The following is a 20,158-nucleotide window of genomic DNA, read 5'->3' as shown; positions in this document are numbered from 1 at the left end:
TTGACGTAAAGGAGTTATAAAGTGCTTCAGCAAGAATCACGAGTACGGGTTGCCGACAACAGCGGCGCCAAGGAACTCTTGACCATCCGTGTTCTCGGCGGCTCCGGCCGTCGTTACGCCGGCCTGGGCGACGTCATCGTCGCCACGGTCAAGGATGCAATCCCGGGCGGAAACGTCAAGAAGGGTGACATCGTCAAAGCTGTCATCGTTCGCACCAAGAAGGAAACCCGTCGTCCAGACGGCTCCTACATCAAGTTCGATGAGAACGCTGCAGTGATCTTGAAGGCAGACGGTGACCCCCGCGGCACCCGAATCTTCGGACCGGTCGGTCGCGAGCTTCGCGACAAGAAGTTCATGAAGATCATCTCGCTGGCACCGGAGGTTATTTAATCATGGCCAGAATAAAAAAGGGTGACCTCGTTCAGGTCATCAGCGGCCGCAGCCAGGCTCGCGGGGGAGACCGTGGCAAGCAGGGCAAGATCATCTCCGTCGACGTCGAGAAGAACCGTGTCCTCGTTGAGGGCATCAACTTCGTGACCAAGCACGTTCGCGTCGGACAGACCCAGCGCGGCACCAAGACGGGTGGCATCGAGACCTTCGAAGCCGCCATCCACGTGTCCAACGTAGCCATCGTCGACCCGGAGACCAAGAAGCCGACCCGCGTCGGCTTCCGCCAGGAAGAGGTAACGAAGGACGGCGTCACCAAGACGGTCCGCATTCGTTACGCCAAGAAGTCAGGGAAGGACCTCTAATGACTGACACCGCAGTTGTTGAAGGCACTGGCGGCGCCGCGCCCGTCAAGGCCCTGCCGCGTCTGAAGCAGAAGTACCGCGATGAGATCAGTGCCAAGCTCTCCGAGGAACTCGGCTTCACCAACGTGCACCGCATCCCCACCCTGACGAAGATTGTCGTCAACATGGGTGTCGGAGAAGCAGCACGCGACGGCAAGGTGATGGACGGTGCGGTTTCTGACCTCACCAAGATCACCGGCCAGAAGCCGCAGGTCACCAAGGCTCGCAAGTCGATCGCGCAGTTCAAACTGCGTGAGGGACAGCCCATCGGCGCCCACGTCACCCTTCGTGGCGACCGCATGTGGGAGTTCCTGGACCGGCTGCTCAGCCTGGCCCTTCCTCGTATCCGTGACTTCCGCGGCCTCTCCGACAAGCAATTCGATGGTGCGGGCAACTACACCTTCGGTTTGACCGAGCAGGTCATGTTTCACGAGATCGACCAGGACCGCATTGACCGCGTTCGCGGTATGGACATCACGGTTGTTACGACCGCGAAGTCCAACGACGAGGGTCGCGCGCTGCTCAAAGCGCTCGGCTTCCCGTTCAAAACGTCCGACGCACAGAAGTAGCGTTTTTCAACTAGAGTTGGGAGCTTGCGCTTGCAAGCTCCCAACTCATGGTTGGCCCCGCCGCACAGAAATGTCAGGCGCACACAGATTTTCACCCCGGAAGCCGGTCAACCGATCGGTTTCCTCACCACCACAGGTCGTCATTCGCGTAACGAACGGCGAAACCAGGCGAGAAAGGCACCACAAAATGACAATGACAGATCCGGTCGCAGACATGCTGACCAGACTGCGCAACGCTAACTCGGCGTACCACGACACAGTGTCGATGCCGCATAGCAAATTGAAAGCGCACATCGCTGACATCCTCAAGGCACAGGGCTACATCTCTGCCTGGACCGTCAAGGATGCAACAGTAGGTAAGACCCTCACGCTGGACCTCAAGTTCGGTCCGAACCGTGAGCGTTCCATCGTGGGCATCAAGCGGGTTTCCAAGCCCGGCCTCCGCGTGTACGCAAAGTCGACTGAGATCCCCACGGTTCTCGGCGGCCTCGGCGTTGCCATCCTGTCCACCTCCAGCGGTCTGCTTACCGACCGCCAGGCTGAGAAGAAGGGCGTAGGCGGAGAAGTTCTCGCCTACGTGTGGTAACTGAGAATGTCACGTATTGGAAGACTCCCCATCCCGATCCCTGCCGGGGTCACGGTTGTGGCTGACGGCCAGGCCGTCTCCGTCAAGGGTCCGAAGGGCGAGCTCGCGCTCGTCGTTTCCAACCCCATCACAGTGTCGATCGAGGACGGTCACGTTCTCGTCACCCGTCCGAACGACGAACGCCAGTCGCGTTCGCTGCACGGTCTGACTCGCACCCTGATCAACAACCAGATCATCGGCGTAACCGTTGGTTACACCAAGGGTCTCGAAATCGTCGGTACCGGTTACCGCGCGGCGCAGAAGGGTACCTCTGTTGAGTTCGCCCTCGGCTTCTCGCACCCGGTCGTCGTCGAGCCGCCGGTCGGGATCGTTCTGACCGTGGAGAGCGTCAACAAGCTCACGGTCAGCGGAATCGATAAGCAGGCCGTCGGCGAGGTTGCCGCCAACATCCGTAAGATTCGCAAGCCAGAGCCCTACAAGGGCAAGGGTGTGCGTTACGCCGGCGAGATTGTTCGCCGCAAGGCCGGAAAGAGTGGTAAGTAGCCATGGGACTCGGAACTAGAGGCAAGAGCAAGGCCGCAGCCCGCGGACGTCGACACACTCGTCTTCGCAAGAAGATCGAGGGAACGGCGCTTCGCCCGCGCCTCGTCGTCACCCGCTCGGCTCGTCACGTATTCGTGCAGGTCGTTGACGACAGCAAGGGCTTCACGCTTGCGTCGGCGTCCACGCTCGAAACGGACTTGCGCACCTTCGATGGTGACAAGACCGCCAAGGCCCGCAAGGTCGGTGAGCTCGTCGCTGAGCGTGCGAAAGCCGCCGGCATCGAAGCCGTTGTATTTGACCGTGGTGGCAGCAAGTACGCAGGACGCGTCGCAGCCATCGCTGAAGGAGCTCGAGAGGGTGGATTGAACCTGTGAGCACTGAAAAGATCGAAACCACAGCACCTGTTGCTGCCGAAGCGGTTGCACCGGTTGAAACCGCTGCTTCCACGACGCCGCCGCAGAACGAGCCCCGCGAGGCTCGTCGTGGTGGCCGTGAGCGCAACCCGAACAAGGACCGCGGAAGCCGCGATGCCGACAAGAGCCAGTTCCTGGAGCGCGTCGTCACCATCAACCGTGTGTCGAAGGTTGTCAAGGGTGGTCGTCGCTTCAGCTTCACCGCTCTCGTCGTCGTCGGCGACGGTAACGGACTGGTCGGCGTCGGATACGGTAAGGCCCGCGAGGTCCCGACCGCTATCTCCAAGGGCGTGGAAGAAGCGAAGAAGAACTTCTTCCGCGTTCCTCGCGTTGGCCTGACCATTCCGCACCCCGTACAGGGTGAGGCCGCAGCCGGCGTCGTTCTGCTGCGTCCGGCAGCAGCAGGTACCGGCGTTATCGCCGGTGGCCCGGTGCGCGCCGTACTCGAATGCGCTGGCATCCACGACGTGCTGAGCAAGTCGCTCGGTTCGTCGAACACCATCAACATCGTGCACGCCACGGTCGAGGCGCTGCACCAGCTCGAAGAGCCGCGTGCGGTTGCGGCTCGCCGCGGCCTGGCCTATGAAGACGTGGCTCCGGCCCGTTTCCTGCGTGCCGACGCTGCTGCAGCTGCAGCAGCCGCAACCGCGAAGGCAGGTGCCTGATGGCCCAGCTGAAGATCACACAGATCAAGTCCAAAATTAGTGAGAAGCAGAACCAGCGCGACACTCTTCGCAGTCTGGGTCTGCGACGCATTGGCGCCGTTACGATCCGCGAGGATAACTCGCAGAACCGTGGCTACGTCAACACCGTCGCTCACCTCGTAAAGGTCGAGGAGATTGACTAATGGCTGACGAGAAGGAAGCTACCAAGGTAGCCGACAAGCCCGACACGAAGAAGGCCGCTGCCCCCAAAAAGGCCGCAGCACCGAAGAAGGCCCCCGTTGCAGCCGAGTCGACTGAGCCCCGCGAGCACGTGCTGAAGGTACACCACCTTCGCCCCGCTCCCGGAGCGAAGAAGGCCCGCATGCGCGTTGGCCGTGGTGAAGGATCCAAGGGTAAGACCGCGGGTCGAGGCACCAAGGGTACGAAGGCGCGTTACAGCGTACGCGTCGGCTTCGAGGGTGGGCAGATGCCTCTGCACATGCGCACCCCGAAACTGCGTGGATTCAAGAACCCGTTCCGCGTCGAGTACCAGGTTGTCAACCTGGAAAAGCTTGAACTCCTCTACCCGAACGGCGGCGATGTCACCATCGCCAGCCTGATCGCCAAGGGTGCGGTTCGTGACAACGAAAAAGTCAAGGTTCTCGGCACCGGTGAGATTACCGTTAAGCTGAACGTGACGGTTGACAAGGTCTCTGCTTCAGCTGAGCAGAAAATTGTTGCCGCGGGCGGATCTGTAAAGTAAACCCGTAGACGCTCAATCGAGCTTGTCGAATCCGTCAATCGAGTTAAATCGTTTGGTGTGATTCGACAAGCTCGATCGTATTTAGTCGATGTACTCCTGTCGACCCGCGCGGGTCGGTCTGCGTAAATATCTGGAGGCCTTTTTGTTCAGCGCCATTGCGCGGATCTTCCGCACACCCGACCTTCGCAAGAAGATCGGCTTCACCCTGGGCATCATTGCTCTGTTCCGGTTGGGCTCGTTCATCCCGGCCCCGTTCGTGGACTTCGCCAACGTGCAGCTGTGTCTGGCGGCCAACCAGGGTTCGAGCGGCCTCTACGAGCTCGTCAACCTGTTTAGTGGTGGCGCCCTGCTCCAGCTCAGCGTGTTTGCCCTCGGCATCATGCCCTACATCACTGCCTCCATCATCGTGCAGCTGCTGCGCGTGGTCATCCCTCACTTCGACACCCTCTACAAGGAGGGTGCTTCGGGTCAGAGCACACTGACCCAGTACACCCGTTACCTCACGATCGCCCTCGGCATTCTGCAGTCGACCACGCTGATCACCGTCGCCCGCAGCGGCGCCCTGTTTGGGACATCCGCCAGCACCGAGTGCACGCAGCTGATCACCAACGACGCCTGGTACGCCATCATGCTCATGGTCATCACGATGACCGCCGGCACCGGCGTCATCATGTGGATGGGTGAGCTCGTCACCGAACGCGGCGTCGGCAACGGCATGTCGCTCATGATCTTCATCTCGATCGCAGCCTTGTTCCCTGGATCGCTCGGCGCCATCGGCCAGCAGCAGGGCCTCGACACCCTCATCATCGTGCTGATCGTGGGAATTCTGGTGGTCGCCGGCGTGGTCTTCGTCGAGCAATCCCAGCGGCGAATACCGGTGCAGTACGCCAAGCGTATGGTCGGGCGCCGCACCTACGGCGGCAACAACACCTATATTCCGATCAAGGTCAACATGGCCGGCGTGATCCCCGTGATCTTCGCCTCCTCGCTGCTGTACCTGCCGGCCCTGCTCGCGCAATTCAACCAGCCGGCCGCCGGCACCGAAGCTCCGGCCTGGGTCGTCTGGATCTCCAACAACCTCACCGGCGGCGACCAGCCGCTGTACATGGCCATGTACTTCTTCCTGATCATCGGCTTCACCTACTTCTACGTGGCGATCACTTTCAACCCCGAAGAAGTTGCGGACAACATGAAGAAGTACGGCGGATTCATTCCCGGCATCCGCGCCGGCCGGCCGACCGCCGAGTACCTCGACTTCGTGCTCACCCGCATTACGCTTCCGGGTTCGCTCTACCTGGGTTTTATCGCGTTGATCCCGCTCGTTGCATTCTCAGTTATCGGTGCCGACCAGAACTTCCCGTTCGGCGGCGCGAGTATTCTCATCATCGTCGGCGTGGGGCTCGAGACGGTCAAGCAGATCGACTCGCAACTGCAACAGCGACACTATGAGGGGCTTCTTAAATGACGCGCTTACTATTGATCGGCCCGCCCGGCGCTGGCAAAGGCACCCAGGCGGAGCGCCTGGCGCTTGCCTTCGACATTCCCGCCATCTCCACCGGCGACATCTTTCGTTACAACGTGACCAACAACACCCCGCTGGGCGTCGAGGTCAAGTCGTTCATGGACGCCGGAGCGTACGTCCCCGACACCCTCACCAACGCCATAGTCGCTGACCGGCTCAAGGAAGCGGATGCTGCCGGCGGCTTTCTGCTCGACGGTTATCCGCGCACGACCGATCAGGTCGATGAGCTCGATCGTCTGCTGAGTGCAGGGGGCACTCAGCTCGACGTAGTCGTTCTCATCACCGCCGACACCGACGAGGTCGTCACGCGGCTGCTGAAGCGTGCGGCCGAGCAGGGCCGCGCGGACGACACGGCCGACGTCATCCGCCATCGTCTTGATGTCTACGCGGAGCAGACCGCTCCGCTGATCGACGTCTACAGCGCTCGTGGCCTCGTGGTCACGATCGACGGCCTCGGTGCCGTTGAGGCGGTCACCGAGCGCATTCTCGCCGCCCTGGCCGACCGCGGCCTGCGTGGTCAGTAGCACGACCAGGCTCTAACACGAGTTTGGGCCGGGCCTAACGACTCGGCCCATCATCATGTGCACCACAACGCAAATAAGAAAAGATCGCTCCCCTTCTCGGAGCTAGTTTGTAGGAAATCAGTGAGTTTTCGTCGTTCCATCTACAAGAACCCCGCCCAGTTGCGCCTCATGGTCGCCCCGGGCCTGGCCACCGCCGCATCGCTCAAGGCCGCCCGCTCTGCCATGGTGATCGGGGCTACGACCCTCGAACTCGACGCTGCGGCCGAGGCCGCCATCGTCGCGCTCGGCGGTAAGCCGAACTTCAAGCTCGAGGCCGGGTATCACCACACCGTGTGTGCCTCGGTGAACGACGACGTTGTGCACGGCATCCCTTCTGAGCGGCGCCTCGCGGCCGGTGACATCGTCTCAATCGACAGTGGCGCCATCATCGAAGGCTGGAACGGCGACGCCGCGTTCAGCTTCGTGCTGCCGGACGCCAGCCGACCCGAGCTTGTGGCCGAACGGCAGAAGCTGTGTAACGTGACCGAGCAATCGCTCTGGCACGGCATCGCCCGGCTACACACCGCCCGTCACCTCAATGAGGTCGGTGACGCCATTGAAGATTACGTGGAGTCGCAGGGCAGCTATGGCATTCTCACGGACTATGTCGGCCACGGCATCGGCCGCTCGATGCACGAGGATCCGCCGGTGTTCAACTACCGCGTGCGCCCGAAAGGTCCGGATGTGAAGCCGGGGCTCGTCGTCGCTATCGAGCCGATGGTCGTGCTCGGGTCGATCGATACCTACACCCGGGACGACGATTGGACCGTAGCCACGAGCGACGGCAAGGCCGCAGCGCACTGGGAGCACAGCATTGCCGTGCACAAGGACGGTATCTGGGTGTTGACCGCCGAAGACGGTGGCGCTGCCGGCCTCGCCCAGTTTGGCATCACGCCCGTCCCCATCCCGTAACCCGGCTTCCCGACGGCGTGCTGAGCGGTGTCGACGTAAACCGCCAGCGCCCAACGCAAGCTTGAGCGCGGCTGTGAAACGCCGGTTAGGCGGTCGCGCGGAACGTCTCGATGGCCAGGATGCCCGCGGCCGGGTTCTCCGACGACAGGTGCACGATCGAGAACCCGCCGGTGTCGAGGTCTGCGGCGTCGAACAGCGCAGAGGTCGGCTGGCTCCCGGTAGCCAGCGCGATTTCCCGCATGATCTCGGGCAGCACCGGACCGTGGCTGCACAAAACAGCGGTCTTGCGGGAGCGCACGCGCTTGCCGACGATGGAGCGAACATCTGCTTCACCATTTTCGAGTGCGTCCTGGCTGATCAGGTCCGTTTGCTTGATCGGGATGCCCGTGGCGGCTGCGAGCGGAGCCACCGTCGTCACGCACCGCGTCGCCGTGCTCGAGATGATGCGCAACGGTCGCCAGGCCGTGATCGTCGCGACCAGGCCCGCAGCCTGCGTTACCCCGCGCGCCGTCAGCGGACGACGGGCGTCAGGCCCCGCTCCGGTGCGTGGCGCGGCCTTGCCGTGGCGCAGTGCGATAACCGCAAACGTGCGGGTCACGCCGGCCTCGACGAATGCCGAAAACGTCTCGAGAATCTCCACATCTGCCGGGTAGCTCAGATAGCTGCGGGCCTTTTTGATGGTGACCCATTCAATCGCGGCGACCTCGCCGTTCGGAACGAATGTCGAGCGTGCGATCGCGTCCGGCGTGATCTCGGCTGCCCAGTAGTGCACGACCTTGGTTCGACCGTCTGGCATGTCGTAGTGCGACACGCCGAGCGGAACTCCGAGAGCTACGTCCAGCCCGGTCTCTTCCCCGACTTCACGCACCGCGGTGCGGGGCAGCAACTCACCCGGGTCCACCTTGCCTTTGGGGATGGTGACGTCACCGTGCACCGTGCGATGAATGAGCAGCACGTGCATGCGACCGTCGATCAGGCGCCAGCAGACCGCGCCGGCAGCATAAACGTTGGTATCCGTGGTTTTGGACGCCACTAGCGACGCCCCGCCGGTCGTTTGCGGGCGCTGATCTGCTGCATCAATCGGTTTTGCATATCGCTGAGGTGCACGCCGTTCTCGTCGACGTCGTGGCGGGTCCAATGCCCGGTCTCGTCGAGCCACCAGCTCGAGGTGCGCGGATCCATGGCCCGTTCGAACAGGGCCTCGATCTCGACCAGGTGCTCAGGGTCGATCAGGCGCACGAGGGCCTCGACCCGGCGGTCAAGGTTGCGGTGCATCATGTCGGCGCTGCCGATGAACACCTGCGTTTCGCCCAGGTTGTGAAAAGAAAACAGGCGCGAATGCTCGAGGTACCGGCCCAGAATGGACCGCACCCGAATGTTCTCACTCATGCCGACCACGCCCGGCTTGAGACTGCAGATGCCGCGCACCCAGACGTCGACGTGCACGCCGGCCTGGCTCGCCCGGTACAGCGCGTCGATGATGTCTTCGTCGACCATTGAGTTGACCTTGATCCGGATGCCACTGGTCTTGCCCTCGAGGGCGTTCTCGGTTTCGGTCTGGATCTGCTTAAGCAAGGCCTTGCGCAGGTGCAGGGGAGCCACGAGAAGCCGCTTGAACTTCTTCTCTATGGCGTACCCCGACAACTCGTTGAACAGGCGGGTAAGGTCCTTGCCGACCTGGGCATCCGCTGTTAGCAGACCGAGGTCTTCATAAATGCGGCTGGTCTTCGGGTTGTAGTTTCCGGTGCCGATATGGCTGTAGTGCCGCAGCACACCCTTCTCGTAGCGCACCACGAGGGCGAGCTTGCAGTGCGTTTTGAGGCCGACCAGCCCATAGACCACGTGCACGCCGGCCTTTTCAAGCTTGCGCGCCCAGGTGATATTGGCCTGCTCGTCGAAGCGGGCCTTGATCTCCACCAGCGCGAGCACCTGCTTGCCGCTGTCGGCGGCGGCGATGAGTGCCTCGACGATGGGGCTGTCACCGGAGGTGCGGTACAGCGTCTGCTTGATGGCAAGCACGTTCGGGTCGGCCGCGGCCTGCTCCAAGAATGCCTGCACGCTCGTCGCGAAGGACTCGTAGGGGTGGTGTAGCAGTACGTCCCGGTGTGCGACGGCCGCGAAGATGTCCTGCTCGGCGTTCGGCTCGCTCGGCAGTAGCTGGGCTGCCGTGGTCGGCACGTGCTTGGCGAAGTGCAGGTCGGGACGGTCGATGCGCAGGTCGAACAATCCACCGAGGTCGAGCGGTGCTGGCAGGTGGTAGACCTCCTGCTCGGTCACGTCGAGTTCGCGCACGAGAAGGCCGAGGGTGACCTCGTCCATGTCCTCGGTGATCTCCAGGCGAATGGGCGGCCCGAACCGTCGACGCAGCAGTTCTTTCTCGAGTGCCTTGATCAGGTTTTCGGTCTCATCTTCGTCAATTTCAACGTCTTCGTTGCGGGTGACCCGAAACACGTGGTGTTCCAGAATTTCCATGCCTGGAAACAGATCGTCGAGCTGGTTGGCGATGAGATCTTCGAGGGCGATGTAGCGGATGCGATCGACCGACTCATTGCGGTCGACCCGCACAAAGCGCGGCAGCATTGGCGGAACCTTGAGCCGGGCGAACTCCTGCTTGCCGGTTTTGGTGTTGCGTACCCGCACGGCCAGGTTGAGCGAGAGTCCGGAAATATAGGGAAACGGATGCGCCGGGTCAACTGCCAGAGGCATCAGTACCGGAAAGATCTGATTCGAGAAATAGGTGCGCAGCGAGCGACGTTCGGTGTCGCCGAGGCTCTGCCAGTCGACCACCTCGACGCCGGCCTCGGCGAGGGCGGGGCGCACGAGGTTCTGAAAGGCGAGGGCGTGGCGGTCTTGCAGGGCGTGGGCGACGGCCGAGATGTCACTGAGCACGTCCTGCGGAGCCCGGCCCACGTTGGTCGGTACAGCCAGCCCAGTGAGGATGCGGCGTTTCAGCCCGGCGACGCGCACCATGAAGAACTCGTCGAGGTTGCTCGCGAAAATGGCGAGAAAGTTGGTGCGTTCGAGCACGGGCAGCGACTCGTCCTCGGCCAATTCGAGCACGCGCTGGTTGAAAGCGAGCCAGCTCAGCTCGCGGTCGAGGTAGCGGTCGTCGGGCAGCGCCGGGTCGAGTTTGCCGAAAAGTGGGTCAAAGTCGTCATCGAAGTCTGTGAGACCCGAGTCTGCTTGGGTGGTTTCGCCGTCCATTTATCCATCCTGACACCCTTAATCACGCCACCGCGACGAACGAGGTGAACGGGAGGCGAAATAATCTCGAAGCCGTTGACTTTTCGGCGCGTCGCCCCGGTTATATCGACGGAGTTACGTTGCGAATCGCCCCTGGCACGGATGACGTTGCACCAGCTGGTGCAGCTTCTGACATGGTGGCGTTGGGTCAGTCGAGACGGTGTCCGACGCGACAGGGTCAGTCGAGAAGGGATCAGTCGGCGAGGCGGCGGTACTGCACGTCAACCGTGTGGTCGGTGAAACCGAGCGACCGATACAGGTGCACGGCACCGGCGCTGTCGGCCTCAACGTAGAGGGCGGCGGTGACGCAGCCGGCGTCGCGCAGTCGCTGGATCCCCGCCTGCATGAGCGCGCGTCCGAATCCTCGACCGGCGGCATCCGGATGCACCCCGACCACATAAATCTCGCCGATCGCCCCGTCGACCTTGAGCCAGTTGTAGCCGATCATGCGACCGTCGGCGTCCCGCAAAATCAGAAAGTCATCGCTGCTGAACCATGACTCGGCCTGCCGCGCCGTGAGATCGGCCGATGTGATCGCGCCTTGTTCCGGGTGCGTCGCAAAGACCAGGGCGTTTAGCGCGATCCATTCGGCATCGTCGATGCCCGGGCGGAACACGTCTATGCTGTCGGCTTCCAGCAAAGCGGATGCCGCCGGCCCAGCTTCGTCCAGGAGCAGACGCAGCTCGAGCAGAGTGCGTGCGGCGACGAAGCGCAGCTCAATGGCGAGGGCACGCGCTCCCGGATGATCGCCGTGCGACCACATAGTCAGTCCGTTCGGAACCGTCGCGACGAGCTCGATCGCCGCCGCCCGCCCAAATCCGCGTCGCCGCGACTCCGGTGCAACAACCAGGTCGATCTCCCCGCGCCCGGCGAGCGCCGCCCCCACCAGAAGGTCGTTCGATCGCACCAGATAGGCGCTACGTAGGCCGCTGTGCAGGTCGAACAGCGCCTGCTCGTTGAAGGGCGCGTAGCCGTCAAAGGCGAGCGCCTCCGCGGCGATCCGGTGAAATTCGACCAGCCCCGCGGCATCCGTTTTATTAAGCGCGGAGAGAATTGGGAACTCGCTCATCATTTTCTTCGTGCACATTGAATCGGTAGCCGACGTTGCGCACGGTGCCGATGAGCGATTCCTGGTCGCCCAGCTTGGCGCGCAGGCGTCGCACGTGCACGTCGACCGTGCGAGTGCCGCCGAAGTAGTCGTAGCCCCAGACCTCGCTTAAGAGCTGTTCGCGAGTGAATACCCGTGAAGGATGCGCGGCCAGGAACCGCAGCAGCTCGAACTCCTTATAAGTGAGGTCGAGCGGTTTTCCGTGCACCTTGGCCGAGTAACTCGCTTCGTCGATCACGACTCCGGCCGCGCGGATCGTGTTCGAGGGCACGGTGTGGGCGAGCCGGCCGATGCTCAGGCGGATACGGGTATCCACTTCGGCTGGGCCAGCCGTGTCGAGAATGACATCGTCGACTCCCCAGTCGGGACTGACCGCGGCCAGTCCGCCCTCGGTGACGACGAGCAGCAGGGGAGTGACGGTGCCCATCGTGCGCAGAATCTGGCAGAGCGACTTGGCCACGGCGAAGTTGCTTCGGGCATCGACCAAAATCAAATCGGAATCCGGAGCGTGAATGAGCTGATCCGCCTGGGCGGGAATCAGTTTTGCATTGTGGGAAAGCAGCGCCAGGGCGGGGAGTACGTCATTGTTGGCCGCCGAGGTCAGGATCAACAACTGCGCCACGGGCGCCCTCCAAGTGTCTCGAATTTCATACTAGCGTGCCACGGGATGCGACCGTTCGGGCACAATAGAGACGTGAGCTGGCACTGGAGAACGATCGCGACCGTGTGGTTACTGGCGATTGTGGGGGCTGTTCTTACCGGATTGCTCGCTACCCCGAATTCGGCGCTCGGCTGGTTCGGGCTCACCCTGGCCGGCTGCACGCTCGTCACACTCGGCCTGCAGATCGCCACCGGAACCAAAGAGGGCTACGTGAAACGGGTCACGCTGAGCATCGCGGGCGCCCTCGTGATCCTCGTCGTGGCGACGATTGTCGTGGCTGTGCTCTGAGCTCCCGCTAGACTCGCAGCATGGATCTGTTAGCGCTGGAACTTTTCTTTTTAGGCCTGCTCGGACTGGCCAGCTTGTCGATCGCCTGGGTATCCGGCATGGTCGTTTTCAAGCTGTTCCGGGGGCAGCGGTAAGTACGCATGTTTGACCTTCCGGTCGGCTTGCCGTCCGAACTTGTTCCACTCTCTTGGTTGATCGGAGTCTGGGAAGGTTCCGGTGTGCTCGAATACAAAATCGGCACGGAGTCGGTCAGCCGCACCTTCGGCCACCGCATCAGCTTCAGCCATGACGGCCTGCCGCACCTGAACTACAGCTCATATACCTGGCTCGAGCCTCTGGATACGGATGCTGCAGCCGCTGAAGCGGACACCGCCGTGCCCGCGTCTGAGACCGCTACTGGCTCCGCCTCTGAAACGGATTCCGCCAAAACCCGCGCTGCCGCATCCGCTCTGCAGGGAAAGACCGTTTCCTCGGGAACGGATGTCGCTACGCCAGCCTCTCCGCTACTCCCTGAGATGCTGCCCCCTGAGATGTTGTCCGACGAGATGTTGTCCGACGAGAAGCTCCCCCTGGTCACCGAAACGGGGTACTGGCGGCTTAGCCGTAACCAGGGTGACGGCGACCCGGGGCCCGGCATGTTGCCGGGCTTGGGGGAGCGCCCGTTCACCTCGGCGGCGGCCGTTGAAACGTTGCGCAATCGTGACGGCGGCTTCGATATCGAGGTCACTCTCGTGCATCCCGGCGGCGTCGCAGAGCTCTACCTCGGCCAGGTGAAGGGCCCGCGCATCGACCTCGCCACGGATGCCGTACTGCGTACCGCCGGATCGAAGCCCTACGCGGCCGCCACCCGCCTCTACGGCCTCGTCGACAATCACCTGCTCTGGGCCTGGGACATCGCCGCTCTCGGCCAGGATCTGCGTACTCACGCCTCCGGCCGCCTCGCCCGAGTCTCCTAGCCGCCGCACGCCCCTCCTTCAACCGTGCCTGGGCCCGGTTTCCTCAGGTGAACCCGGTCAGGCAGTGACCCGGCCCGCCCGTCGAATAAATCTGCGGGCCGTAGTGTTGTAGGTGCATGAGCCGTGCCAACGAGCACGCCCCCAAGCACGATCGCCGACCGTCAACCCGGATCGGCAGAATTGAGCGCCATGACTGACCCGGCAACAACCGTCTCGCCGCTGCTGGGACTGCCCGGCGCGGTGCAGTCCGAGGGAATCGACGTCGGCGTCGCCGCGCACTACGGCAATCCCATGATCGAACAACGCTCCCTCGTCGCCGGACGCGCCATCGTCGACCTCTCGCACCACGGCGTGCTCTCCGTCGCCGGCCCCGACCGCCTCAGCTGGCTCAACTCCATCGCGAGCCAGGAGCTCAAAAGCCTCGCCCCCGGCGGATCCACCGAGATGCTGCTGCTCGACCCCACCGGACACCTCGAGTACGCCGTCCGCGTGCTGGATGACGGCGTCGAAACCTGGCTTCTCGTCGAGGCCGCCGAGCTGCCCGGCCTGCAGACCTTCCTCGACCGCATGAAGTTCATGCTGCGGGTGCAGGTTGTCGACCACACCCTCGTGTACGCCACCATCGGCGCCATGACGGATGCCCCAGCTTCTGTTGGTATCACCGCCGCCGCCCCGAACGGCGTGCCGCTGACCTGGCTGGATCCCTGGGCTGCCGTCGCCCGTGGTGGCTACCAGTACGCCGAAGTGCCCGAGCATCCCGGAACCCGCTGGACCTACACCGAAACCCTCGTGGCCCGCGCCAGCCTCCCCGCGCTGCGTGATTCACTCGCCGCCGGCGCCGCCGCGACAGCGTTCACCGCCACCGCCACCGCCCCTGCCCCTGCCCCATCCTCACCAACCGGCGCCGCGGCATCCGCTGAACTGGTAAAACCGGCCGGACTGCTCGCCCTGGAGGCGCTGCGCATCGCCGCGTGGCGTCCGCGACGGGCGCGGGAGGTCGATGAGAAGAGCATCCCGCATGAGCTGGACTGGCTGCGCACCGCCGTGCACCTCAGCAAGGGCTGCTATCGCGGGCAGGAAACCGTGGCCAAGGTGCACAACCTCGGCCACCCGCCGCGCCGCTTGGTCATGCTGCACCTCGACGGGTCGGAAGGCGTGCTGCCCGCGCCCGGCGACCCGGTGCAGGCCGACCGCGTCAGGCCAGGCAGTTCAGAGGCAGAGCCCGAGCGAGTCGCCGTCGGCACCATCACTTCGAGCGCCATTCACTACGAGCTCGGGCCGATCGCGCTCGCCGTGATCAAGCGCATCATTCCGGCCACGTCGACCCTCTATGTCGAGTCCGAGGGAATCTCCATCTCGGCCAGCCAGGAGATCATCGTGCCACAGTCCGCCGGATCCGTCGCCGATATCCCCCGCCTGCCGCGCCTGGGTGCCCGCACCCCGGTTCGCTAGCCTTCCCGGCTCCAAGGGCTCGCCGACTTTTGGTGGCTTATTCAGGAAACTCTCTGTGACGGATGCTGCTTCCCTCGTGTTTGCGCGGGTGGCAGCATCCGCTGTGACCAGTTTTCCTGAATTAGCCCCCGCAGGCGGGTGTGCTCCGGCGCTATTTCGCCACCCACGCTCGATAGAGTGGGCACATGTCTGCCCCCTACACACTCGTCCTCCTCCGCCACGGCCAAAGCACCTGGAATCAGCAGAACCTGTTTACCGGCTGGGTGGACGTTCGCCTCAGCGAGCAGGGTGCCACCGAAGCTGTCCGCGCCGGCGTGCTGCTCAAGGACGCCGGTCTGCTGCCCGACGTGCTCCACACCAGCTTGCTTTCCCGCGCCATCCAGACAGCGAACCTCGCGCTCGAAGAAGCTGACCGCTCGTGGATCCCGGTCACGCGTTCCTGGCGCCTCAACGAACGCCACTACGGCGGGCTGCAGGGCCTCGATAAGGCGGCCACCCAGGCCAAGTTCGGCCAGGAGCAGTTCATGCTGTGGCGCCGCTCCTACGACACCCCGCCGCCCGTGCTCGACGACTCCAGCGAGTTCTCGCAGGCGCATGACGCGCGCTACGCCGACCTCGGCGCCGCCCTTCCGCGCACCGAATGCCTCAAGGACGTCGTTGAGCGGATGCTGCCCTACTGGCAGTCGGACATCGTGCCCGACCTGCGCGCGAACAAGACCGTCCTGGTCACCGCGCACGGTAACTCGCTGCGCGCCCTGGTGAAGCACCTCGACGGCATCAGCGATGCCGACATCGCCGAACTGAACATCCCCACCGGAATCCCCCTGGTTTACCGGCTCGGCGAAGACTTCATGCCGCTCGGACCGGGGGAGTATCTCGACCCCGAGGCCGCGGCCGCCGGAGCCGCCGCCGTCGCAGCCCAGGGTAACAAAAAGTAACTCGCCCAAGGCCCGGAGCGAACGCTCTGGGCCTTGCCGTGCCAATTTCTGCGGCTACGGCACTCGGCGTCGTGGCCGCGCCCGATGTCGGTGGGCGCTACGCCGATTACCGCAGCGGGTGCCCATTTTGGGCGCGCTCATGCGAGCGCTCGCTCAAACCGAGAGCAGGCTAGAGCTGGTTGTCCTGGTGCCAGTCTCCCGTGCCGAGGTACTGCACCTTCTTCGCGATCGACACCGCGTGGTCGGCGAACCGCTCGTGGTACCGGCTGGCCAGGGTCGCATCGACGGTGTCGGCGGCGAGTCCTTTCCAGGTTGCGCCGAGGACGGCGTCGAAGACGCTCACGTGCAGCGCGTCGACCTTGTCGTCTTCATTGCGAATGGTCTCGGCGAGGGCCATGTCCTGGTGCAGGAGCAGCTCGGTGAGCATATTCGCGATGACCACGTCGAGCGCGCCCATTTCGGCGAACGTGCCGCGCAGGCCCTTGGGAATGACCTTGTCGGGAAAACGGTACCGGGCCAGCTGGGCGATGTGCGTCGAGAGGTCGCCCATCCGCTCAAGGGAGGCGCTGATGCGCAGGGCGCTCACGACGATGCGCAGGTCGCGCGCGACCGGCTGCTGGCGGGCCAGAATGGTGATCGCGAGCTCGTCGAGCTCAACCGTTAGCTCGTCGATCTTCTCGTCTTCGGTGATGGCTTCTTCGGCGAGGCTGACGTCACTCTCGTTGAAAGCGTGAGTGGCCTTGTCCATCGAGATGGCGACGAGCCGAGAGATCTCGACCAGTCGCTGTTGAACTTCTGCCAGTTCCTGCTGGAATACGTCGCGCATGCTGTGGTCCTTCCTTGCCGCGCGGGCACGCACGGGCCTGTGAGACCCGCCTTGGCCTCCGACACAGAATGCCGGATTTAGGTTAACGGCAGGTGCCGTGGTCTTGAACTCTTTCTAAAGTACAGGTCTCCGGCAGCCTTCGCTGCGAAGTAAAGCCCCAGAGGGTCAGTAACCTGTAGGTTATGGAATCGACGTGGCTGGTGTTGCTGTCGCTGGCACTCGGCCTCGGCGTCGGGGCTGGCTTCGTGACGCTGTTGCACGTTGCCGAACGGCACGGACGCCGCGCCAGCGAAGTGGTGAACCCGGCCGTGCCCGACGGGATCGACCAGGTGCTTGACGCGCTCGAAACCGCCGGCGTCGTGCTCGACCCGTCGAACAACGTCATCAAGACCAGCCCGGGCGCCCTCACCCTTGGTCTGGTCTGGAATCACCAGCTCGTGCATCCCGAACTGCTCGAACTCGCCCGGCTCGTACGCAGTACCGGCGAGCCGATCAGCGAAGACCTCGTGCTCTCCCGCGGCCCGTTCGGCGACGCGAGCATGCGCTTTCGGGTGCGCCTGGCCCGGCTTGGTACTCGCTACGTGCTGCTCCTGGCCGAGGACCGCACCGAAGCCTTCCGCCTCGACGAGGTGCGCCGCGACTTCGTGGCCAACATCAGTCACGAACTGAAAACCCCCATCGCCTCCGTTGGTCTGCTCGCTGAGGCGCTCGATCAGGCAGCGGATGAACCGGCGCAGGTTCGCCGCTTCGCCAACAGGTTAACGACGGAGTCGGCCAGGCTCGGTCGCCTCACCCAGGAGATCATCGAACTGTCCCGGTTGCAGGCGCAGGACGTGCTCGCCGAGCCGGAGAATCTCAGCGTCGACGACATTGTCGCCGCGGCCGTCGACCAGTGTCGAGTCGTCGCAGAAGCGGAACGCATCACCATCGTTCTGGGCAAAAAGTCCGATGCCCGCATCTACGGCGATGAAGCTCTGCTCATCGTGGCCGTGCACAACCTTGTCGCCAACGCGGTGAACTATTCCGTCGAGGGATCGCGCGTGGGCGTCGGCGTACGCCTGCAGAAGGGCATCGTCGAAATCACCGTCACCGATCAGGGCGTCGGCATTGCCGAAGCCGATCTGGACCGGGTCTTCGAACGGTTTTTCCGGGTCGACCAGGCGCGGTCGCGCCACACCGGCGGAACCGGACTGGGCCTGTCTATTGTCAAACACGTCGTGCAGAACCACGGCGGAGACATTCGCGTCTGGTCCCAGCCGGGCAGCGGATCCACCTTCACCATCCGTCTCCCCGAGGCGGCGCAGCCGATCGAACCCGGCCCTAAGAAGCCTCAACCAGCCGCACGTGCGGCCGCAGGAGACACACTATGACACGCATCCTTCTGGTCGAAGACGAGAGCGCGCTGAGCGAGCCGCTGAGTTTCCTGCTCGAACGTGAGGGCTACGAGGTCGTCGTGGCCGAAGATGGGCCGAGCGCGATCAGCGAATTCGACCAGGGCGGCACCGATCTCATCTTGCTCGACCTCATGCTTCCCGGAATTCCGGGCACCGAGGTGTGCCGCGAGATCCGCACCCGGTCGATGGTGCCGATCATCATGCTCACCGCCAAGGACTCCGAAATCGATATCGTCGTCGGACTTGAACTCGGCGCCGATGACTACGTGACCAAGCCGTATTCGACGCGCGAACTCGTCGCGCGAATCCGTGCGGTGTTGCGGCGCCACGACGAGCAGGGCGGCGGTGACGACGACACCACGCTCGTCGCCGGCACCGTGCGCATGGACGTCGAGCGGCACGCCGTCTCAGTGTCCGGCGAACTCGTGAACATGCCGCTCAAGGAATTCGAGCTGCTCGAGTTCTTGCTGCGCAACGCCGGCCGGGTGCTCACCCGCGGCCAGCTCATCGACCGGGTCTGGGGCACGGACTACTTTGGCGACACCAAGACGCTCGATGTGCACATCAAACGTATTCGTTCGCGCATCGAGGCGGTTCCGTCTGACCCGACCATGCTCGTCACCGTGCGCGGGCTCGGCTACCGCTTCGAGGCCTGAGCCGTCAGGGACGGACGGCATCCGCTTGACCAGGCGGGCAATGGATGCGCGCACTCGCGCACGTCACGCCGGCTACGCAGCGCAGGCTGCCGCAGGCACAAGACAGGCCGCCGTCCCCGAGGGGCTGGCGGCCTGTTTGCTGAAGAATCTACGCTGCGGGGGTCTCGGTCGGTTCGGGGGTCTCGGTCGGCGCGAGCGTCGGCAGCAGGGTGGAATACTCACCCTGAGTGCCGGTCAGAACCGGCAAGAGCAGCTCGACGCCGGTCTCTTCGCCGTACTGGAAGAACACCGGAAACAGCGAGCCAGGCTGGCTGTTCATGTTCTCCAGAATGACCGATTCCTCACCCTCGGTGCCGAACGTTACGGTCGTGTTGGCCTCGACCGGAACATCTTGTGAGACCGTACCGGTGCTGGACTCGTACTGCACGAGCAGATTCTGCTCGGAGTCGGTCGTGTTCACGACGGACACGATCAGGTTGGCCCGTTCTCCGTCGGTCGAGATCAGCAGACCGTTGCGAATGTGGATCTCGCCAACGTCACCGCTGACCCCGTCGCTCGCGTTGTACTCGATGGACGTGGCTTGCGGTGCGAAAAATCCGCATGCGCTCGTGCCCAACAGAATGCCAGCCGCCAATACAACGGATGCAGCGATGCGCGCTCTCACAGGACCTCCATACCGAAGCAGCGGTCGACGGTTGGCCGGCGCTGCAGAATTCGCTTTGTGACTAGCTTAGCGGCGAGTTTGGGCAGCGGGATGTCGTTGGCGCGCCTCGTGGGGGCGCGCGTACTATAGCACCACCTTGACGTGGTATCGTAGATTCTGCTGAAGGGATCTCTATGCTGTTTGAGGTTGGCGAAACTGTTGTTTATCCCCACCACGGCGCTGCAACGATCACCGAGGTCAAAACGCGCATCATCAAGGGTGAAGAGAAGCTCTACCTCAAGCTCAACGTCACCCAGGGTGATCTGACAATTGAGGTTCCCGCCGAGAATGTCGACCTGGTCGGCGTGCGCGACGTGATCGGCCAGGAGGGCCTCGACCGGGTGTTCGAAGTGTTGCGGGCACCGTTCACCGAGGAGCCCACCAACTGGTCCCGCCGGTACAAGGCTAACCTCGAGAAGCTCGCCAGCGGCGACGTCATCAAGGTGTCGGAGGTCGTGCGCGATCTGTGGCGTCGCGATCAGGACCGCGGCCTGTCCGCTGGAGAGAAGCGCATGCTGGCCAAAGCCCGGCAGATCCTGATCAGCGAGTTGGCGCTCGCCGAGAAGACCGATGAAGAGCGTGCCTCCACCGTTCTGGATGAGGTCCTCGCTTCATAATCATTAACTT

At 63.4% G+C, this 20,158-nt stretch carries 24 protein-coding genes and 2 pseudogenes; 20 read left to right on the top strand and 6 right to left on the bottom strand.

Features of this window, described 5'->3' with window-relative positions:
* Positions 1-21 precede the first annotated feature (21 nt).
* The 12 genes from rplN (at position 22) to map (ending at position 7,306) form a co-directional block, all read left to right on the top strand.
* A complete protein-coding gene (gene rplN / locus CXY73_RS09965; RefSeq protein WP_092451145.1) occupies positions 22-390 on the top strand; it encodes a 50S ribosomal protein L14 in 369 nt (122 codons plus the stop codon).
* A 2-nt stretch (positions 391-392) separates the two neighbouring features.
* Positions 393-752, top strand: a complete 360-nt coding sequence (gene rplX / locus CXY73_RS09960) for a 50S ribosomal protein L24 (RefSeq protein WP_092451143.1) — start codon at positions 393-395, stop codon at positions 750-752.
* Positions 752-1,360 carry a 50S ribosomal protein L5 gene (gene rplE / locus CXY73_RS09955; RefSeq protein ID WP_104135539.1) on the top strand — a complete coding sequence of 203 codons (609 nt, stop codon included), beginning with the start codon at positions 752-754 and terminating at the stop codon, positions 1,358-1,360. The genes rplX and rplE overlap by 1 nt, the downstream gene beginning before the upstream one ends.
* 187 nt (positions 1,361-1,547) lie before the next feature.
* A complete protein-coding gene (rpsH, locus tag CXY73_RS09950; protein ID WP_092107248.1) occupies positions 1,548-1,946 on the top strand; it encodes a 30S ribosomal protein S8 in 399 nt (132 codons plus the stop codon).
* Between the two features lie 6 nt (positions 1,947-1,952).
* Entirely contained in the window at positions 1,953-2,489 is a 537-nt protein-coding gene (gene rplF / locus CXY73_RS09945; protein WP_092451139.1) for a 50S ribosomal protein L6, read from the top strand.
* 2 nt (positions 2,490-2,491) lie between these two features.
* Entirely contained in the window at positions 2,492-2,863 is a 372-nt protein-coding gene (gene rplR, locus CXY73_RS09940; protein ID WP_092107252.1) for a 50S ribosomal protein L18, read from the top strand.
* On the top strand, positions 2,860-3,567 hold the full coding sequence (gene rpsE / locus CXY73_RS09935) for a 30S ribosomal protein S5 (RefSeq protein ID WP_369831234.1): 708 nt from the start codon (positions 2,860-2,862) through the stop codon (positions 3,565-3,567). The genes rplR and rpsE overlap by 4 nt, the downstream gene beginning before the upstream one ends.
* Positions 3,567-3,749 carry a 50S ribosomal protein L30 gene (rpmD, locus tag CXY73_RS09930; RefSeq protein ID WP_066597599.1) on the top strand — a complete coding sequence of 61 codons (183 nt, stop codon included), beginning with the start codon at positions 3,567-3,569 and terminating at the stop codon, positions 3,747-3,749. The genes rpsE and rpmD overlap by 1 nt, the downstream gene beginning before the upstream one ends.
* Positions 3,749-4,309, top strand: coding sequence for a 50S ribosomal protein L15 (gene rplO / locus CXY73_RS09925; RefSeq protein WP_104135540.1), 561 nt, complete (start codon positions 3,749-3,751; stop codon positions 4,307-4,309). Before rpmD ends, rplO begins: the two co-directional genes overlap by 1 nt.
* A gap of 142 nt (positions 4,310-4,451) precedes the next feature.
* A complete protein-coding gene (gene secY, locus CXY73_RS09920; protein WP_104135588.1) occupies positions 4,452-5,774 on the top strand; it encodes a preprotein translocase subunit SecY in 1,323 nt (440 codons plus the stop codon).
* Positions 5,771-6,355: an adenylate kinase gene (locus CXY73_RS09915; RefSeq protein ID WP_104177619.1), complete on the top strand. Its 585-nt coding sequence runs from the start codon at positions 5,771-5,773 to the stop codon at positions 6,353-6,355. The genes secY and CXY73_RS09915 overlap by 4 nt, the downstream gene beginning before the upstream one ends.
* A 120-nt stretch (positions 6,356-6,475) precedes the next feature.
* A complete protein-coding gene (gene map, locus CXY73_RS09910) occupies positions 6,476-7,306 on the top strand; it encodes a type I methionyl aminopeptidase (protein ID WP_233198252.1) in 831 nt (276 codons plus the stop codon).
* 85 nt (positions 7,307-7,391) lie between these two features.
* On the opposite strand, the gene CXY73_RS09905 is transcribed toward map, so the two are convergent.
* The 4 genes from CXY73_RS09905 to CXY73_RS09890 all read right to left on the bottom strand — a co-directional run bounded on the left by CXY73_RS09905 (position 7,392) and on the right by CXY73_RS09890 (position 12,279).
* Complete coding sequence (locus CXY73_RS09905) at positions 7,392-8,339, bottom strand: NUDIX domain-containing protein (protein ID WP_255411381.1); 948 nt, start codon at positions 8,337-8,339, stop codon at positions 7,392-7,394.
* Positions 8,339-10,510, bottom strand: a complete 2,172-nt coding sequence (locus CXY73_RS09900) for an RNA degradosome polyphosphate kinase (protein WP_104135542.1) — start codon at positions 10,508-10,510, stop codon at positions 8,339-8,341. The genes CXY73_RS09905 and CXY73_RS09900 overlap by 1 nt, the downstream gene beginning before the upstream one ends.
* A 232-nt stretch (positions 10,511-10,742) precedes the next feature.
* Positions 10,743-11,618 (bottom strand): mycothiol synthase, encoded by an 876-nt coding sequence (gene mshD, locus CXY73_RS09895; RefSeq protein ID WP_158254095.1) that lies wholly within the window; start codon positions 11,616-11,618, stop codon positions 10,743-10,745.
* On the bottom strand, positions 11,587-12,279 hold the full coding sequence (locus CXY73_RS09890; RefSeq protein ID WP_104135544.1) for a response regulator transcription factor: 693 nt from the start codon (positions 12,277-12,279) through the stop codon (positions 11,587-11,589). The genes mshD and CXY73_RS09890 overlap by 32 nt, the downstream gene beginning before the upstream one ends.
* A 72-nt stretch (positions 12,280-12,351) precedes the next feature.
* On the opposite strand from CXY73_RS09890, the gene CXY73_RS09885 reads away from it, so the two are divergent.
* The 5 genes and pseudogenes from CXY73_RS09885 (at position 12,352) to CXY73_RS09870 (ending at position 15,952) form a co-directional block, all read left to right on the top strand.
* Complete coding sequence (locus tag CXY73_RS09885) at positions 12,352-12,606, top strand: hypothetical protein (RefSeq protein ID WP_104135545.1); 255 nt, start codon at positions 12,352-12,354, stop codon at positions 12,604-12,606.
* Positions 12,607-12,746: 140 nt separating this feature from the next.
* Positions 12,747-12,941 (top strand): annotated as a pseudogene (locus CXY73_RS23570) (FABP family protein); the annotation flags it as partial.
* A 228-nt stretch (positions 12,942-13,169) separates the two neighbouring features.
* A pseudogene (locus CXY73_RS23565) lies at positions 13,170-13,562 on the top strand (FABP family protein); the annotation flags it as partial.
* A gap of 189 nt (positions 13,563-13,751) precedes the next feature.
* Positions 13,752-15,014 (top strand): folate-binding protein YgfZ, encoded by a 1,263-nt coding sequence (locus tag CXY73_RS09875; RefSeq protein ID WP_104177617.1) that lies wholly within the window; start codon positions 13,752-13,754, stop codon positions 15,012-15,014.
* Between the two features lie 185 nt (positions 15,015-15,199).
* Positions 15,200-15,952, top strand: a complete 753-nt coding sequence (locus CXY73_RS09870; RefSeq protein WP_104135548.1) for a phosphoglyceromutase — start codon at positions 15,200-15,202, stop codon at positions 15,950-15,952.
* Between the two features lie 169 nt (positions 15,953-16,121).
* Here CXY73_RS09870 and phoU read toward each other — a convergent pair whose 3' ends face one another.
* A complete protein-coding gene (phoU, locus tag CXY73_RS09865; RefSeq protein WP_104135549.1) occupies positions 16,122-16,778 on the bottom strand; it encodes a phosphate signaling complex protein PhoU in 657 nt (218 codons plus the stop codon).
* Positions 16,779-16,960: 182 nt separating this feature from the next.
* Between phoU and CXY73_RS09860 the strand changes: the two genes are divergently transcribed.
* Both CXY73_RS09860 and CXY73_RS09855 read left to right on the top strand, forming a co-directional pair.
* Positions 16,961-18,148, top strand: a complete 1,188-nt coding sequence (locus CXY73_RS09860; protein WP_104135550.1) for a cell wall metabolism sensor histidine kinase WalK — start codon at positions 16,961-16,963, stop codon at positions 18,146-18,148.
* Positions 18,145-18,828 (top strand): response regulator transcription factor, encoded by a 684-nt coding sequence (locus tag CXY73_RS09855; protein WP_104135551.1) that lies wholly within the window; start codon positions 18,145-18,147, stop codon positions 18,826-18,828. Before CXY73_RS09860 ends, CXY73_RS09855 begins: the two co-directional genes overlap by 4 nt.
* A gap of 148 nt (positions 18,829-18,976) precedes the next feature.
* On the opposite strand, the gene CXY73_RS09850 is transcribed toward CXY73_RS09855, so the two are convergent.
* On the bottom strand, positions 18,977-19,492 hold the full coding sequence (locus CXY73_RS09850; RefSeq protein WP_104135552.1) for a hypothetical protein: 516 nt from the start codon (positions 19,490-19,492) through the stop codon (positions 18,977-18,979).
* Positions 19,493-19,665: 173 nt separating this feature from the next.
* Between CXY73_RS09850 and CXY73_RS09845 the strand changes: the two genes are divergently transcribed.
* Positions 19,666-20,148, top strand: a complete 483-nt coding sequence (locus CXY73_RS09845; RefSeq protein WP_104135553.1) for a CarD family transcriptional regulator — start codon at positions 19,666-19,668, stop codon at positions 20,146-20,148.
* The last annotated feature ends 10 nt before the right edge of the window (positions 20,149-20,158 follow it).

The organism is Cryobacterium sp. Y50 (assembly GCF_002929805.1).
In the GTDB taxonomy this organism is placed as follows: Bacteria; Actinomycetota; Actinomycetes; order Actinomycetales; family Microbacteriaceae; genus Cryobacterium.
Note: the sequence above shows the minus strand (reverse complement) of the source record. Positions and strands in the feature narration are given on the sequence as shown.